This is a genomic window from Agrobacterium sp. 22-221-1 (assembly GCF_053522445.1).
This window is the reverse complement of record NZ_JBNWCL010000001.1, coordinates 139,097-154,146: the sequence shown is the minus strand read 5'-3', so window position 1 is coordinate 154,146 and position 15,050 is coordinate 139,097. Positions and strand designations below refer to the sequence as shown.

Here is a 15,050-nt window from a genome sequence, read left to right as displayed (position 1 = left end):
TTTTTACGGAGCCGCATTATCGGCCAAAGGAGTTTCCGAAAGGTTGGCATTGCCGGGCGTTTTCGTTTTTCAGAGAATCGGGAAAACGCCCTAACCTCTTGTTTTCTCGATTTCCCGAATGGAAAGCACGCAAATGAGCTGTGGATAAACCCTCAGCGAACCTGATCGAGAAGGCGCTTGCATTCGAGGAGATCGAACAGGGCTTCCTGCAAAAGCGCCTGATCGTCCTTGCCGATGCTCGACTTGCCTACCGATATTTCCGCATCGCCGCCGCCACCGCCGAAGCCGAAAAAACGGCCGCTTGGCTTGGCCTTCGGGCGACCGACGACCTCGTCCCCATCGGTATCGACGACACGCGGTTCGGCGACTTCCTTTTCACCGCTCGCCGCCATGATGGCTTCCATGGTCGCAAGATCACCGGAGGCGATGGCCGCTACAAAGCGATTGCCATTGGCTTTCAGCAGCTTCTGCACGCCCTTGATGGTATAGCCATGGTCATAAAGAAGGTGACGAATGCCCTTCAGGAGATCGATATCGTCAGGGCGGTAATAACGGCGGCCCCCGCCCCGTTTCATCGGCTTGATCTGCGGAAAGCGTGTTTCCCAGAAACGCAGCACATGCTGCGGCAGGTTCAGCTCATCCGCCACTTCACTGATCGTCCGAAACGCGTCGGGGCTTTTATCCAAATTTCCACTCCCATCCGAACCGGAGCGCCATGCATCCGGCCGGACACTGAACGAGAACGCTTTTCACCCGCCGGTCAAACATCGCGCAAAGTCGGTTACGACCCCGCGCCGACGCCATTGCGGCGAGATACAAATCACTAAAATTGATTATGATGTGAGTCGACCGGATTTCAACGGCTTGCACGTTGAAATTCAAGTATGTTCACAAGAAGAATGGGGAAAAAGGCTTGCGATACGGCAAAAAAGGCGTGTCGCTTAGACCTTGAGAGCGGGATTACGTCCCGGCCTTCTGGCCCTTCTGCTTGGCCTTGCGGGCCGTATGGGCCTTCAGAATGCGCTGCTTCAGCACGTTCGAGGCCTTGAAGGTCATGACGCGACGTGGGGAAATCGGAACTTCCTCACCCGTCTTCGGGTTGCGGCCGATACGCTCGTTCTTTTCCCGTATCTGGAATGTCGCGAAGGACGAAAGCTTGACGACTTCGCCACGCGTGATCGCGTTGCATATTTCGTCGATGATCGTTTCGACCAGCTCGGCGGATTCGGTGCGGGACAGCCCGACTTTACGAAACACAGATTCTGCAAGATCTGCGCGTGTCACTGTCTTCCCGGCCATTTTTCCCCGCAAACCGTGTCTGAACTCTTCTCTAGGAGCCGCCGAGATTATTTCCCTTGTGGCGACCGGTCAAGGGATTGTTCCAGATTCATTTGAGGCTTTCGGCAATCAGTGCAAGGGCTTAGAGCGAGTGATACGGTTTTGACACAGCCTCGGGCCGCTCCGGCGCTTCCGATCGGGGCGTGAGCGCAAAAATCACAACCGATTTCGCGCCATCGCCCCGGCAAACGCGGAAATCAGGCCTTTACCAGCGCAGCAGCACAGCGCCCCAGGTGAAGCCGCCGCCCATGGCCTCCAGCATGACCAGATCGCCCTTCTTGATGCGTCCGTCACCGGCGGCAACGGCGAGCGCCAGCGGAATGGAGGCGGCCGAGGTATTGCCGTGCTGATCGACGGTGATCACGACCTTTTCCGCGTCGATGTTGAGCTTCTTCGCGGAACCGTCGATGATGCGCTTGTTGGCCTGATGCGGAACGAGCCAGTCGAGATCGTCGGACGTCGTACCCGTCGCCTCGAAGGCCTGTTCGATGACGTCGGTGATCATGCCGACGGCGTGCTTGAACACTTCCCGGCCTTCCATGCGCAGATGGCCGACCGTGCCTGTGGTGGAAGGTCCGCCATCGACATAGAGCTTTTCCTTGTGCGAGCCGTCGGAGCGAAGCTGCGCCGTCAGAATGCCGCGATCGGCAGAAGTGCCCTCGCCTTCGCCGGCCTCCAGAACCAGCGCGCCGGCGCCGTCGCCGAAGAGAACGCAGGTGGTGCGGTCCTTCCAGTCGAGGATGCGCGAGAAGGTTTCGGAGCCGATCACCAGAACGCGCTTGGCCATGCCGCCGCGAATATAGAGATCGGCGGTCGATACGGCATAAACGAAACCGGAGCAGACGGCCTGCATGTCGAAGGCGAAACCATGGGTCATGCCAAGACGGTTCTGGATATTCACCGCCGTTGCCGGAAAGGTGTTATCCGGGGTCGAGGTGGCCAGAATGATGAGGTCGATATCGTCGGGCGTGAGACCGGCATTGTCGAGCGCGGCGCGCGCCGCCGCTTCGCCGAGCGACGCGGTGGTTTCACCTTCGCCGGCGATATAGCGCTGCTTGATGCCCGTGCGCTGCACGATCCATTCGTCGGAAGTCTCGACGACCCCTTCGATTTCGCTGTTGGTCATGACACGCTTCGGAAGCGCTGCCCCGAAACCACGGACTATAGAGCGGATCATTCCCTTATTCCTCGTCAGCCACGAGAGCTTCGGGCGCCGGGGGCGGAAGCCGTCTTGCGTGGTAAATCTTCAGATCATTTTCAATCTTGGCCGTCAGACCGTTGTGGACCATGTCGTAGCCGACATCGACGGCGGAGGCAAAACCGATGGCATCCGTGCCGCCATGGCTCTTGATGACAATGCCGTTCAGGCCGAGAAACACGCCGCCATTGACCTTGCGCGGGTCCATCTTTTCCCTGAGTACGTCAAAGGCGCTTTTCGCCAGGATATAACCGATCTTGGCGAAGAAGCTGCGGGAGATCGCCTCACGCAGCAGCGTGGTGATCTGGCGGGCGGTGCCTTCGGCGGCCTTGAGCGCAATGTTGCCGGTGAAACCTTCGGTCACCACCACATCCACCGTGCCCTTGCCGATATCGTCGCCTTCGACGAAACCGCGATAATCGATGGTGGCGAGATCGGCCTCGCGGATCAGACGTCCGGCCTCACGCACCTCTTCCTGACCCTTGACCTCCTCGACGCCGACATTGAGCAGGCCTACGGTCGGCCGGTCGATATCGAAAAGCGCACGCGCCATGGCGCCGCCCATCAGGGCGAAATCCAGCAGCTGCTGGGAATCGGCGCCGATGGTCGCGCCGATGTCGAGCACGATGCTTTCGCCCTTCAGCGTCGGCCAGATGCCGGCGATTGCCGGGCGTTCCACCCGCGCCATGGTGCGCAAACAGAATTTCGCCATGGCCATCAGCGCGCCGGTATTGCCGGCGGAAACGGCGACATCCGCCTCGCCGAGCTTCACGGCCTCGATGGCGCGCCACATGCTGGAGACGTAGCGGCCACGGCGCAGCGCCTGGCTCGGCTTCTCGTCCATGCTGACCGAGACTTCACAATCGTGAAAGACCGACTTTTCCCGAAGCGCGGGATATTGTGCCAGAATGGGGTCGCATTTGCTCTTCTGCCCGTAGAGCAGAAAAGTTACATCGTTGTGCCGTTCAAGCGCCTTGGCGGCACCGGGTATGGCAACATCTGGGCCGAAATCGCCACCCATGACGTCAATTGCAATTCTGATCACTCGTCCCTTATCCTTCTTCCCGCCAATCAGCGGTTTTGCGCGAAAATACCTTTTCCGGCCTTCGTTACAATAAAATTATTTCAGCCCAACGGGGCCATTCAGTCTTTTTTCCAATCTTTGAGCACGGCAAAGGGCGACGGGCGCTTTTCTTCTTCAGGCTCTTTTTCGGCCGCTTCGGCAAATTCCGCATCCGGTTTACGCGGATAGGGATCGATCGCGAGCGCCGCAAATTCGGCAACCACAGCGCCGACATCGATACTGTCGCCGGTGAACTGGTCGGGAATATCCGGGCCGTCGGGATCGAGCACGATCTCGCCTTCCTCATTGGTCACCATCCGCGCCAGTTTCGAACCTTCCGGAACGAAAATCTGCTCGACTGGCTCGTCGATCTTGCTCGAGATCGGCTCCAGCGTGACGACGCAGGATTGCGTTACCGCCGCATGCACTTCGCCCTTGATCTTCACGCCATCCTTCTTCCAGCGGGAAACCTGCAGCTCCGCCTTCAGATATTCGACGGAAACCACATTCCAGAATTTCGCCAGCGCCTTCAGTTCCTCGGCACTGGCTTCGAGACCAATCCTGACCGGATTGGCGGAAATATGGCCTACCTTTACGGGATAGGAAAAAGGCAGGTCGTCATTTGCAGGGTGTCGCGCGTTCATCGTGAACCTCATCGTCCAGGCAAGGGCAGCGTCAGGCTTCCGGTTGCTATTGTGTCTTCGGACTGGGTGGCAAGTTGCGTGGATGCGTCCATCATCCAGCCTGCCAGCCCCTCCATCTCGGGCGCCTTCTCATCTACCTGCGGATATATATTGCGCCGGAGCGCCGCGGCAAGGGCAACGCGGTCGGAAGCATCCAGCGCCGCCGCATAGGATTCGAGCCGCCCATAGAACATGCCGGCGAATTTCTTCATGCGCTTCGGCACGCCCTGATCGCCGATTCCCAGTTCGCGGATGGAATGATCGAGGTCCTGAAAAAAGGCGTCGACGATCTCCTGGGCAATTTCCTGCCCGCTGACATCGGAGGATTTGGTGCGGCGGAAATAGAGAATCATGATGACCGACAGCATCTCGAAGCGGCCCATGACCGTATCGGGAACACCGAGATCGAGATAGAAAGCGGGTGTGCGGGCAGCAGCGGTCAAAGTCGCATATTGCCGGTCGACAATGGCGCGATTGTTGTTTTTCTTCTTGAACAGCCCGAATATCATCGTTTTTTTTCCGAACGGGACGGGTGAATTCGCTTACCGCCCATCGCACTTGTTGCATGATCGTCAAAGCTGGTTTACCGAAGCATCCACGAATTGCAATGCTGTCGCGGTCACGTTCGTCTTTCGCCTGAAACAGTCGAAGAGAACCGGAGGAGTTCCAAAAGACCGGGAAAGCATTGAATTTGGGGAGTGACCGGGATTTTCCGTCCCCGGATTGACACAATCATGTGCACAGACACTGTGCACCACGCAATGCCGGAAGGTGCCATTCATGATCGCAGTCGGGGAAAAGCAGTTGAGCAAGCAGAAATCCGCAAGTCACGGCAATGTTCTGAGCAAGACCGCCATCGCAATCGTGCTCGCATCCGGCCTGCTTTCCGCCTGCAGCAGCACGACCGATGTGTTCCATAACGGCTACGTCATGGACGAGCAGTCGCTCCAGCTGATCCCGGAAGGTTCGAGCCGCGAGCAGGTTCTGCTGACCATGGGCACGCCCTCCACCACCGCGACCTTCGGCAACGAGGTTTTCTATTACATCTCGCAGAAGCGCGTGCGCCGCGCGGCCTTCATGAAGCCGGCGCTGGTCGAGCAGAACATTCTCGCGATCTATTTCAACAAGGACGGCGTGATCGAGCGCAAGGCCAACTATACGCTGCAGGACGGCAAGGTCTTCGACACGATTTCGCGCACCACGCCGACGGGCGGCAAGGACCTCACCTTCCTGCAGCAGCTGCTTTCCGGCGGCACCTCGGGCGCCAATATCGCCAAGAGCATTCTGGGTCAGGGCAACAACACCCCCTGACCGGAAGAAGAAACGGAAAATTCAAAGGCCCGGGGATCGCTCCCCGGGCCTTTTTCATTTGTCGGAACCCAAGCCCTCAGTGGGCAAGAACCGCAAGCAGCAAAAGCGCGACGATATTGGTGATCTTGATCGCCGGGTTGACGGCGGGACCGGCGGTATCCTTGTAAGGGTCGCCGACCGTATCGCCCGTCACCGACGCTTTGTGAGCGTCCGAACCCTTGACGTGGCGCACGCCGTCCTTGTCGATGAAACCGTCTTCGAAGCTCTTCTTGGCATTGTCCCATGCGCCGCCACCGGAGGTCATGGAAATCGCCACGAAGAGGCCGTTGATGATGACGCCGAGCAGCGATGCGCCAAGTGCCGCGAAAGCCGACGCCTTGGAGCCGGAAATGGCCAGCACGCCGAAATAAACGACAAGCGGCGCCAGAACCGGCAGGAGCGACGGGATGACCATTTCCTTGATCGCCGCCCGTGTCAGCAGGTCAACGGCCTTGCCGTAATCAGGCTTTTCCGTTCCAGCCATGATGCCCGGCTTCTCGCGGAACTGGCGGCGCACTTCCTCGACGATCGAGCTTGCCGCCTTGCCCACCGCAGTCATGGCGATGCCACCGAAGAGATAGGGGATGAGGCCGCCGAACAGCAGGCCGGCAACCACGTAAGGATTGGCGAGGCTGAAGGAAATCTCGCCAATGTCCTTGAAGTAGGGATAGGTATCGCCATTGGCGGCGAAATAGGAGAGGTCATTGGCATAGGCGGCGAACAGCACCAGCGCACCGAGACCGGCGGAGCCGATGGCATAACCCTTGGTGACGGCCTTGGTGGTGTTGCCGACAGCGTCCAGGGCATCGGTCGCCTTGCGCACGTCAGGATCGAGACCGGCCATTTCGGCGATACCGCCGGCATTGTCCGTGACCGGGCCGAAGGCGTCGAGCGCCACGATCATGCCGGCGAGGCCGAGCATGGCGGTGACCGCGATGCCGGTGCCGAACAGGCCGGCGAGCTGGTAGGTTCCGATGATGCCGCCGACGATGACGATGGCCGGCAGCGCCGTCGATTCCAGCGAGACCGCAAGGCCCTGGATGACGTTGGTGCCATGACCCGTGACCGAGGCCTGGGCGATGGAGTTGACCGGCCGCTTGTTGGTGCCGGTATAATATTCGGTGATGACGACGATCAGCGCCGTCACGACAAGACCGACCAATCCGCAGAAGAAGAGGTTGGTGCCGGTGATTTCCATGCCGGCCACCGTGCCTACCGTGCCCCAGCCGACCGTCGCATGAGTGGCGACCGCAAGACCGGCAACCGAGAAGACACCGGTGGCGATGAGGCCCTTGTAGAGCGCGCCCATGATGGAATTGTTGGTGCCGAGCTTCACGAAGAAGGTGCCGGCAATCGAGGTCAGGATGCAGGCGCCGCAGATCGCCAGCGGATAGACCATGGCGCTTTCCAGTATCGGCGTTCCGGCAAAGAATATCGCGGCGAGAACCATGGTCGCGACGACAGATACGGCATAGGTCTCGAAGAGGTCGGCGGCCATGCCGGCGCAATCGCCGACATTGTCGCCGACATTGTCTGCAATGGTTGCCGGGTTGCGCGGATCGTCCTCGGGAATGCCGGCCTCCACCTTGCCGACGAGATCGCCGCCGACATCCGCACCCTTGGTGAAGATGCCGCCGCCGAGGCGGGCGAAGATGGAGATCAGCGATGCGCCGAAGCCGAGCGACACCAGCGCATCGATCACCTCACGCGATCCGGCCGGATGGCCCATCACCGAGGTCAGGATAAAATAATAGATGGAGACGCCGAGCAGCGCGAGACCGGCCACCAGCATGCCGGTGATAGCGCCTGACTTGAAGGCGATATCGAGACCGGCGGAAAGGCTGTGCGAGGCGGCCTGCGCGGTGCGCAGGTTGGCGCGCACGGAGACATGCATGCCGACGAAGCCGGCGACGCCTGAAAGCACCGCGCCGACGAGGAAGCCGATGGCTGCCATGGATGACAGAAGATACCAGGCCAGAATGGCGACGATCAGTCCGACGATGGCGATGGTGAGATATTGACGGGTGAGATAAGCCTGCGCACCTTCACGGATAAAACCTGCTATTTCACGCATACGCTCGTTGCCCTGATCGGCATCGAGAACGCTTTTGGTGGCCCATACCGCGTAAACGACGGACAGGACACCGCATAAAATTACTATGGGTATTACGGTCATGCGCACTTACCTCCCAAAAGGCCGGGTCTCACTCCCTCCCCGGCGTGGCGAAACCTTGTGCAGGGAGATGCGGACGGCCTGTCCCAAATCCCGTCTTGGGCATTTGTTCCCCTCCCAAGGAAAAATGTCCTCGGAGCGGAGATTGCGTTGGCGCGAGGTGCCGCGTCAAGCCCACAAATTTGCCTGAAACTTGAAAGGAGTAGAGTGCGGCGCGCGACTCAGGCTGCTTTTTTGCGGCTTGTCAGGACGAGCGACAGGACAAGCAGGAGGCAAAGCCCGGCAACCGGCCAGATGACGAGGTTCATCACCGACCAGCCCCAGGCCGTAAACACCTTACCGGAAGAGAAGGATGACAGCGCCACGGTGCCAAACAGCACGATATCGTGGAAACCCTGCACCTTGTCCGCCTCATGCGGGCGGTAACTGGAGGTGATGATGGCGGTTGCGCCGATGAAGCCGAAATTCCAGCCTAGGCCGAGCAGGATGAGCGCCGCCCAGAAATTCCACAGCTCTATGCCCATATGGGCAACGATGGCGCAAGCCATCAGCACGATGAGGCCCGCCGCAACGATTTTTTCCGCACCGAATCGGGAAATCAGCATGCCGGTGAAGAAGCTCGGGCCGAACATGGCGAGAACGTGCCACTGGATGCCGAGCGTGGCGAGTTCGGTGGGGAAACCGCAGCCGACCACCATGGCGAGCGGTGCGCCGGTCATCATGAAGGTCATCAGGGCATAGGAACCGATGCCGCAGATCATGCCGGTGATGAAACGCTGCGTGCGGACGATTTCCGACAGCGGCCTTACCGATTCGACATGGGCGGCGGCGGCCTTGGGGTCGGGCAGTTTCAGAAATGCCAGAATGGCGATCGAGACGAGGCCGAGCGGAACGAGCGCCAGAAAAGCGCCGGCAAAGGTGACCGGCGCAAGCAAATCCTTGCCGAAGATGGCGAGTTGCGGCCCGACGATGGCCGAAATGATGCCGCCCGCCAGAATCCAGGAGATCGCCTTCGGCTTGTAAAAGGATGGAGAGGCGTCGGCTGCTGCGAAGCGGATTTTTTGCGTAAAGCCGCCGGAAATGCCGATCAGCAGGAGGCCGACGGCAAACAGCCAAAAATCCGAACGGAAGAGCGCCACGGCGGCAATGCCGCCGCCGATGGAGCACATCAGCGCGCCGACCATGAAGCCTGCCTTGCGGCCAAGGAAGCGGGATGCAGCCGCCACGCAGATCGCGCCGAGCGCAACGCCGATATTGAAACCGGTGAGAGGCGCGGTCGCCAGCGACTTATCCGCGCCGAGCAGCTGATAGCCGGCAAGAGCGCCGACCGAAAAGCTCAGGGGCGCAGCCGATCCCATGATCGCCTGCGCGATGGTGAGGAGAAAGACGTTGCGCTTCGCCTCGTCCAGTTGAACTTCAAGTCCGGGGACGGAAACGGCGCTCATGTCTTCCTCACCTAAGTTTTTTTAGCGTTTTGCCTCGCCGCGCACCTGCTTGGCAATGCGGTCAAGTACCGCATTCACCAGCTTCGGCTCGTCGTGTTCAAAGAAAGCACGGGCGATTTCGACATATTCCGTGACGATGACGGCGACCGGCACGTCCTTGCGCTCCAGAATCTCGAAAGTGCCTGCACGCAGGATGGCGCGCACGGTAGCATCGAGGCGCGACAGCGGCCAGTCTTCCAGAAGGGCGGAGCGAACCAGCGGGTCGATCTTCGTCTGATCGCGGACGACGCCGGAAACGATGGAACGGAACCAGGACGGGTCGGCCTTCAGATAGGTATCGCCGTCGACTTCCTGCCCGAGACGGTGCGCCTCGTATTCGGCCACGACTTCCATGACGCCGGTTCCGCCGACATCCATCTGGTAGAGCGCCTGCACGGCCGCAAGGCGGGCCGCGCCGCGCTGGTTGGCGGGCTTTACCGAAGGCTGGCGCGGTTCGCCGCCATTTTCAACATTCGACATGCGTTCAGCCACCCAGTTTTTTCTTGAGCTCGATCATCGTCAGCGCCGCACGCGCCGCGAAACCGCCCTTGTCCTTGTCGGAACGGCGCACGCGCGCCCATGCCTGCTCGTCATTCTCGACGGTGAGGATGCCGTTGCCGATCGGCAGCGATTCGCTGACGGCGAGATCCATCAGGGCGCGGGAGGATTCGTTGGAGACGATGTCGAAGTGATAGGTCTCACCGCGAATGACCATGCCGAGCGCGACGAAACCGTCATATTCCGTGCCTTCATTGTCAGCACCGTCAAGCGCCATGGCGATGGCGGCGGGGATTTCCAGCGCGCCGGGAACGGTGATGACGTCATAGGTGGCGCCGGCCTCATCGAGCGCGAATTTCGCGCCTTCGAGAAGGGCATCCGCCATATCGTCGTAAAAACGTGCTTCCACGATAAGAAGATGGGGTTTGGACATGATATTTTCCTGAAAAGCTTAATGCCGGATCATACCGGCTTTTGCGGCGGTCAAACCACGGCTGGCCATTTTTGGCAAGTAATTTCATGTGTCAGCGGCGCAAGAGGCCGCGTTTGCGGGGCATTTGGCCGGGTTTCACGCCTTCCGGCGCGGCTCCGCGACAATCAGGTTTTCTGGAAGGCGAGATGGACGCCAAGCCCCATCAGCACCGTCCCTGCCGCGCGCCGGGCGAGCACCTGCACCGCGCTGGAACGCTTCAAACGCCCAACCATGGCGCCTGCGAGAAGCACGCCGACAAGATCGGCCGAGGAAAAAATGAAATTGACGGCGATGCCGAGGATCAGCAATTGCAGCCAGACTGGAAAGGCCGCTGCAGGGTCCACGAACTGCGGCAGGAAGGCCAGAAAGAACAGCGCCGTCTTCGGATTGAGCACATCGACGATGATGCTGTCGATAAAGGCGCGGCGGGCCGATTTCGGCTCGATGGTCAAATTGACCGCCTCGCCTTCAAGCTTGCTGCGCAGCATCGAGAAGCCGAGCCAGATGAGATACAGCGCACCGCAGAGCTTCACCGCGAGATAAAGCCATGGAACGGCCTGAAACAGCACCGAAAGCCCTGCCGCAGAGGCAAAAATGTGGAAATAGCAGCCGACATGGATTCCAAACACCGCCATCAGCCCGGCAAACCGGCCGCGCGCCATGGTCTGCGCCGCCGCATAAAGCATGGCCGGACCGGGGATATAGGCGAACAAGGCGGTGGTTATGAAAAAGGCTGTCAGCAGTTCGAAGGACGGCATGATGTATTTCCCCTACCCCGTTTGGCTCGCGGTCGATATCAAACGGCCTAAAAAGTCTTATAGCGTTTCCAGCTTCATCGGAAGCGGGGTGCTTGAGAACAATTGCAATATGCCGCGATTTCAGGTGTTTGCCACTCCCCTTTTCCGTCATTCCGGCCTTGAGCCGGAATCCAGTCGACGCGCGTCTGCGCGGCGGGAAAAGTTCTTTCAGCCCAAAGACTTGGGCTGGCTTCCGGCTCAGGGCCGGAATGACGGAGGAGGCGTCGGTGCGTCCTCCTCTCCAAAGCATCGCCACATTACGCTGAGGGAAATTCCGCAAGCCTTGCGGCATAACGCGCCATGGTATCGACTTCGAAATTGACGAAATCGCCCGGCTGGCGTTCGCCCCAGGTGGTGACGGTGAGTGTGTGGCGGATCAACAACACGTCGAAGTCCGTGCCTTCGACGGCGTTGACGGTCAGCGAGGTGCCGTCGAGCGCCACGGAACCCTTGGGCGCCACGAATTTCGCCAGATGCTCCGGCGCGCGCAGGCGAATGCGCACCGCCTCACCTTCCGGCTCCACCGAAAGGATTTCCGCCCTGCCATCGACATGGCCGGAGACGATGTGGCCGCCAAGCTCATCGCCGATCTTCAGCGCCCGCTCCAGATTGACGTGGGTGCCCTTCTGCCAGCCGGCAATCGTCGTCAGGCGCAGCGCCTCTTCCCAGGCCTCGACCTCGTACCAGCGCTCATTGCTGCCGTCTTCCGGCAGTCTCGTCACCGTCAGGCAAACGCCGCCATGGGAGATCGATGCGCCCATATCGATGGTCTTGGGATCGTAATTGGTCGCCACCCGCAGACGCACACCTTCGGCCAGAGCTTCCAGCTCGGAGACGGTTCCGACGTCGGTGACAATTCCGGTAAACATCAAATCGGCCTTTCATAATCGAAGCAACGATCCCGCCCATAGGCGGTCTCGCTGACCAGAGCATAGTCGCCCGGAATATCGGCACGGTTGAGCGGCGTTTCAATGCCGCCCTCACCGATCACGACCGGGCTTTCGAACAGCATGATACGGTCCACCAGCCCGGCTTCAAGGAATGATTTTGCGGCAAAGGCGCCGCCTTCGACCAGAAGTTCCGACATGCCGCTTTCGGCGAGGATGTGGAGGAGGTTTTGCAGCGTTGAGGCTTCGAGGATTTGGACGCCGGCGTCGGTGAGGAGTTGGCGTCGGTGGTCGCGGTTACCCCCCTCTGCCCTGCCGGGCATCTCCCCCTCAAGGGGGGAGATCGATGGGGCGCTGCCTTGCCCGACCTTGAAGGTTGACGAATGAGAGGTGGAGTCGAAATTTGAGCGAGCGGCCAGCCCCTTGCCGATCTCCCCCCTTGAGGGGGAGATGCCTGGCAGGGCAGAGGGGGGTATCGCCGCAACGACCACCGGCACCTCCCGCGCTGTCTTCACCAGCTTCGATGTCAACGGCAACTCAAAATACCGGTCCAGCACGACGCGAACCGGTGAACGATCCTCGAGACCAGCTATTCGCACCGTCAGTTCGGGATCATCCGCAATGGCGGTCCTGATACCAACGAGAATGCAATCGCAACGCGCCCGAAGTTGATGCACGGCATGGCGCGCCTCGGGACCGGTAATCGCCACCTGCCCTTCGCCTTTCCTGCCGATCATGCCATCGGCGGAAACGGCAAGCTTCAGAATCACATGCGGGCGTTTTTTTACCTGACGCGTGAGGTAACCGGCCAGCGCCCTCTTACCCTCATCCCGCAACAGGCCGGTTTCCACGACAATACCGGCATCCCGTAAAATCGTATAGCCGCGGCCGGAAACGCGCTCGTCCGGATCATCCACCGCAACCACGACGCGGGCGACGCCGTATTCCACCAGGGCATTGGCGCAGGGCGGGGTCTTGCCCCAGTGGGAACAGGGTTCGAGCGTCACATAAGCGGTCGCGCCGCGCGCCGCCGCGCCGGCGATTTCCAGCGCCTGCCGTTCGGCATGCGGGCGGCCGCCAACGGCGGTCACGGCTTCGGCGATGATTTGTCCGTCTTTGACGAGAACACAGCCAACCGATGGGTTGGTGAGCGTCTGGCCCTGATGGCGAAGCGAAACCTCGATTGCCCGGGCCATGAATCTTTCGTCATCGGCGCGGGTGGTCACGGTTAGACTCCGGCGTCCGTATCGCGGGCGATCTTGGCGTTGATTTCGGCGATGACGTTTTCGAAATCCTCGGCATGGCTGAAATCGCGATAGACCGAGGCGTAACGCACGAAGGCTACGTCATCGAGGCTTTTCAGCGCTTCGAGAACCTGCAGGCCGATTTCTTCCGAGGGAATTTCCGTCTCGCCCGAACTTTCCAGGCGGCGAACGATGCCGGAGACGGCTCGCTCGATCCGGTCGCGATCGACCGGGCGCTTGCGCAGCGCGATTTCGAAGGATCGCACCAGCTTTTCCCGGTCGAAGGGCAGCTTGCGGCCGCTTTTCTTGATGACCATCAGTTCGCGCAGTTGCACGCGCTCATAGGTCGTGAAGCGGCCGCCGCAATCGGGGCAGATGCGCCGCCGGCGGATGGAGGTGTTGTCCTCCGCCGGACGCGAGTCCTTGACCTGCGTGTCTTCAGAACCGCAAAAAGGGCAGCGCATCTTCGTCCTTTCTCTTACATGTACGGATACATGGGGAAACGGTCCGTCAGGCCGACGACCTTTTCACGCACCGCAGCTTCGACGGCGGCGTTGCCCTCATCCGAATTGGCAACCTTCAGACCATCGAGAACCTCGACAATCAGCTTGCCGATTTCGCGGAATTCCGCTTCCTTGAAACCGCGCGTCGTGCCGGCCGGCGTGCCGAGACGGACACCGGAGGTGACGAAGGGCTTTTCCGGATCGAAAGGAATGCCGTTCTTGTTGCAGGTGATGTAGGCGCGGCCGAGCGCTGCTTCCGCACGCTTGCCGGTGGCGTTCTTCTTGCGAAGATCGACCAGCATCAGGTGGTTGTCGGTGCCGCCGGAGACGACATCCAGACCGCCTTCGACCAGCGTTTCGGCCAGCGCCTTGGCGTTCTTGACGACCTGTGCGGCATAGTCCTTGAACTCGGGCTTCAGCGCTTCGCCGAAGGCGACGGCCTTGGCGGCGATGACGTGCATCAGCGGGCCGCCCTGCAGGCCGGGGAAGACGGCCGAGTTGAACTTCTTGGCCAGATCCTCGTCATTGGTGAGGATCATGCCGCCGCGCGGGCCGCGCAGCGATTTGTGCGTGGTGGTGGTGGCGACATGGCAGTGCGGGAACGGTGACGGATGCTGGCCACCGGCGACGAGGCCAGCGATGTGGGCCATGTCGACCATGAGGTATGCGCCGACTTCATCGGCGATCTCGCGGAAGCGCTTCCAGTCCCAGACGCGCGAATAGGCGGTGCCGCCGGCGAGAATGAGCTTCGGCTTGTGTTCCTTGGCCTTGCGCTCCACCTCGTCCATGTCGAGCAGGTTGTCGCCTTCACGCACGCCGTAGGAGACGACGTTGAACCACTTGCCGGACATGTTGACCGGCGAACCATGCGTCAGGTGGCCTCCCGAGTTCAGATCGAGACCCATGAAGGTATCGCCCGGCTGCAGGAGCGCGAGGAACACGGCCTGGTTCATCTGCGAACCGGAGTTCGGCTGGACGTTCGCGAAGTTGACGCCGAACAGCTTCTTGGCGCGTTCGATGGCGAGTTCTTCAGCGATGTCAACGAACTGGCAGCCGCCGTAATAACGCTTGCCCGGATAACCTTCCGCATATTTGTTGGTCATGATCGAACCCTGCGCTTCGAGCACGGCGCGGGAAACGATGTTTTCCGAGGCGATCAGTTCGATCTCGTGGCGCTGGCGACCCAGTTCCTTCTCGATCGCGCCGAAAATTTCCGGATCGACATCGGCAAGCGGACGGGAGAAGAAAGCATCTGTGTTCGACATGGTGAAGGCTCCTGAAACAGTAATGCGATGGCGTCTTAGCGCCCTGCCCCGACAAGAGCAATACGGGCAGCGAGATTTGCCCGTCAAACTGCGAC

At 60.4% G+C, this 15,050-nt stretch carries 16 protein-coding genes; 1 reads left to right on the top strand and 15 read right to left on the bottom strand.

What is annotated here, in order from left to right:
* Window positions 1–152: 152 nt before the first annotated feature.
* The 6 genes from ACQZ5N_RS00735 to ACQZ5N_RS00710 all read right to left on the bottom strand — a co-directional run bounded on the left by ACQZ5N_RS00735 (window position 153) and on the right by ACQZ5N_RS00710 (window position 4,791).
* Window positions 153–686, bottom strand: coding sequence for a MerR family transcriptional regulator (locus tag ACQZ5N_RS00735; RefSeq protein ID WP_003520813.1), 534 nt, complete (start codon window positions 684–686; stop codon window positions 153–155).
* A 274-nt stretch (window positions 687–960) separates the two neighbouring features.
* Window positions 961–1,299: an integration host factor subunit alpha gene (locus ACQZ5N_RS00730; RefSeq protein ID WP_035260182.1), complete on the bottom strand. Its 339-nt coding sequence runs from the start codon at window positions 1,297–1,299 to the stop codon at window positions 961–963.
* 244 nt (window positions 1,300–1,543) lie between these two features.
* A complete protein-coding gene (locus ACQZ5N_RS00725; RefSeq protein WP_448731806.1) occupies window positions 1,544–2,515 on the bottom strand; it encodes a beta-ketoacyl-ACP synthase III in 972 nt (323 codons plus the stop codon).
* Between the two features lie 4 nt (window positions 2,516–2,519).
* Window positions 2,520–3,581 (bottom strand): phosphate acyltransferase PlsX, encoded by a 1,062-nt coding sequence (gene plsX, locus ACQZ5N_RS00720; RefSeq protein ID WP_035261625.1) that lies wholly within the window; start codon window positions 3,579–3,581, stop codon window positions 2,520–2,522.
* Between the two features lie 98 nt (window positions 3,582–3,679).
* Entirely contained in the window at window positions 3,680–4,243 is a 564-nt protein-coding gene (locus ACQZ5N_RS00715; protein ID WP_059753164.1) for a YceD family protein, read from the bottom strand.
* An 8-nt stretch (window positions 4,244–4,251) separates the two neighbouring features.
* The gene (locus tag ACQZ5N_RS00710) at window positions 4,252–4,791 is read right to left on the bottom strand and encodes a ubiquinol-cytochrome C chaperone family protein (RefSeq protein WP_269830786.1); all 540 of its coding nucleotides are present in this window, start codon (window positions 4,789–4,791) and stop codon (window positions 4,252–4,254) included.
* Window positions 4,792–5,062: 271 nt separating this feature from the next.
* On the opposite strand from ACQZ5N_RS00710, the gene ACQZ5N_RS00705 reads away from it, so the two are divergent.
* A complete protein-coding gene (locus ACQZ5N_RS00705) occupies window positions 5,063–5,593 on the top strand; it encodes an outer membrane protein assembly factor BamE (RefSeq protein ID WP_003520808.1) in 531 nt (176 codons plus the stop codon).
* Window positions 5,594–5,669: 76 nt separating this feature from the next.
* On the opposite strand, the gene ACQZ5N_RS00700 is transcribed toward ACQZ5N_RS00705, so the two are convergent.
* From ACQZ5N_RS00700 to glyA, 9 genes are all read right to left on the bottom strand, one after another.
* A complete protein-coding gene (locus ACQZ5N_RS00700) occupies window positions 5,670–7,808 on the bottom strand; it encodes a sodium-translocating pyrophosphatase (RefSeq protein ID WP_304982464.1) in 2,139 nt (712 codons plus the stop codon).
* A 218-nt stretch (window positions 7,809–8,026) separates the two neighbouring features.
* Complete coding sequence (locus tag ACQZ5N_RS00695; RefSeq protein WP_448731805.1) at window positions 8,027–9,250, bottom strand: MFS transporter; 1,224 nt, start codon at window positions 9,248–9,250, stop codon at window positions 8,027–8,029.
* A 21-nt stretch (window positions 9,251–9,271) separates the two neighbouring features.
* A complete protein-coding gene (nusB, locus tag ACQZ5N_RS00690) occupies window positions 9,272–9,769 on the bottom strand; it encodes a transcription antitermination factor NusB (protein ID WP_004441180.1) in 498 nt (165 codons plus the stop codon).
* A 4-nt stretch (window positions 9,770–9,773) separates the two neighbouring features.
* A complete protein-coding gene (locus tag ACQZ5N_RS00685) occupies window positions 9,774–10,220 on the bottom strand; it encodes a 6,7-dimethyl-8-ribityllumazine synthase (RefSeq protein ID WP_448731804.1) in 447 nt (148 codons plus the stop codon).
* Window positions 10,221–10,384: 164 nt separating this feature from the next.
* A complete protein-coding gene (locus ACQZ5N_RS00680; protein ID WP_448731803.1) occupies window positions 10,385–11,017 on the bottom strand; it encodes a LysE family translocator in 633 nt (210 codons plus the stop codon).
* A gap of 296 nt (window positions 11,018–11,313) precedes the next feature.
* Window positions 11,314–11,925: a riboflavin synthase gene (locus tag ACQZ5N_RS00675; protein WP_059752541.1), complete on the bottom strand. Its 612-nt coding sequence runs from the start codon at window positions 11,923–11,925 to the stop codon at window positions 11,314–11,316.
* Window positions 11,925–13,169: a bifunctional diaminohydroxyphosphoribosylaminopyrimidine deaminase/5-amino-6-(5-phosphoribosylamino)uracil reductase RibD gene (gene ribD / locus ACQZ5N_RS00670; RefSeq protein ID WP_448731802.1), complete on the bottom strand. Its 1,245-nt coding sequence runs from the start codon at window positions 13,167–13,169 to the stop codon at window positions 11,925–11,927. Before ribD ends, ACQZ5N_RS00675 begins: the two co-directional genes overlap by 1 nt.
* A 2-nt stretch (window positions 13,170–13,171) precedes the next feature.
* Window positions 13,172–13,651 (bottom strand): transcriptional regulator NrdR, encoded by a 480-nt coding sequence (gene nrdR / locus ACQZ5N_RS00665; RefSeq protein ID WP_003496675.1) that lies wholly within the window; start codon window positions 13,649–13,651, stop codon window positions 13,172–13,174.
* Window positions 13,652–13,665: 14 nt separating this feature from the next.
* Window positions 13,666–14,955: a serine hydroxymethyltransferase gene (gene glyA / locus ACQZ5N_RS00660; protein ID WP_020809946.1), complete on the bottom strand. Its 1,290-nt coding sequence runs from the start codon at window positions 14,953–14,955 to the stop codon at window positions 13,666–13,668.
* Window positions 14,956–15,050: the final 95 nt, after the last annotated feature.